Here is a 1357-nt window from a genome sequence, read left to right as displayed (position 1 = left end):
GACACCTCGAACTTGTTTATTTGTTTTTAGTATAAACTCTCTGTTCGGTGTGTCTATCATTTAGACTAGCATCAGAACCGTAGGTTCCCATTTTAGAACTTCAGGTGGAACAGTTGATGTTCCTGTCTCCATTGGTGTTTGTGGCTTACTCCCTCCTCCCCACATCAAACAGATGAAGAGACTAAACAAAACCAGTATGCCAATCAGTATAGGCTTCCAATTTCGTACAACGGTTACGGTTGCTTTGATATACACGGTTCATCATCTCCTCTTCATCAGCACTTGACGTGTCATAAATTTCATCATGCTTCCTGTACCACTTGCCACACCTGTAGAATAAACAAATTTTTGTAACACGGCTGGTGTTGTCACAACCCCTATTAAAATACCTGTTCCTAAAATGGCGTGACCCGATAACATACAATTGAGACCTAAATATAAGAAACTTACTTGGGCGGCTGCTGTTCCCACAATAGCAATCGTTTCTCTCCACCAAGTTGAATACATATCCATCTCTTCATTTAAAGCGGATAAGGCTACAAACGGTATTAACACATAACAAAAGACAATTTGCCCAAGTCTCATAATCATTTGAATGTACATTAAGACAAACAAGATAGCGAGTAATACTAAAAAGAAAATAGCGACAAATACAACCGTTCCTGCCATTTGTAATTGATACGTCTGTGCGATATTTCCTAACACAATTTCACTAACGGATTTATCTCCTTTGTCTCCTGAATTGAGTCCTAAATACTCTACAAATTTATCAACCACCAGCCCCTTATCTGAAATAAATCCCACCCAGAAAAAATTGATTTTAATCATGATATCTAAAAATAAGGGTAACATGAGAAGACGATATGCAAACTTTCCGATATCCCCCATAATTTGAGACGTTGTTCTTCTTTGAATTGAACCCGTGGAAATCGCTAAGTATTGTTTAAATAATTGATGAAGGACAATGACTCCTACTAAGGCATAGACGAGAAAACGAACCCAAGAAAATACATCTTGTATCACCTGTACCTTTTGATATTCCGTATCAATTTTCGTGACACTCACAATCGAACCTAAGAAAAAATTTAAGAGTTGAATCGACAATTCCACAATCCACCGAGAAAAGGCTTCAATGGGATTCGTTACCGTTGTAAAAAAGTCTTTCACCGCTTGCCACATGCACGTTCACTCCTTTTTGTTACTGTGCGGGAGGCACAGTCGCTTGTTTTTGTTGTAACTTTTTGTTTTCTTCAATGACAATTTTCAGTTGCCCCACAATTTCGTAACTACTCAGCTTCCTCACGGAAGCTTTTTTAATTTTACTAGTTTCATATGCCTCTCATTTGTAAATACTGAG

1 protein-coding gene is annotated in these 1357 nt (G+C 38.0%); it reads right to left on the bottom strand.

What is annotated here, in order from left to right; all coding sequences use genetic code 11:
* Positions 1 to 261 precede the first annotated feature (261 nt).
* Complete coding sequence (locus tag JDS99_RS30635; protein WP_199696472.1) at positions 262 to 1179, bottom strand: conjugal transfer protein TrbL family protein; 918 nt, start codon at positions 1177 to 1179, stop codon at positions 262 to 264.
* Between the last annotated feature and the right edge of the window lie 178 nt (positions 1180 to 1357).

Source organism: Bacillus cereus group sp. N6 (assembly GCF_016483705.1).
GTDB classification, from domain to species: Bacteria; Bacillota; Bacilli; order Bacillales; family Bacillaceae_G; genus Bacillus_A; species Bacillus_A wiedmannii.
The sequence above is the reverse complement of the archived record's forward strand: the minus strand, read 5'-3'. Positions and strand labels throughout refer to the sequence as shown.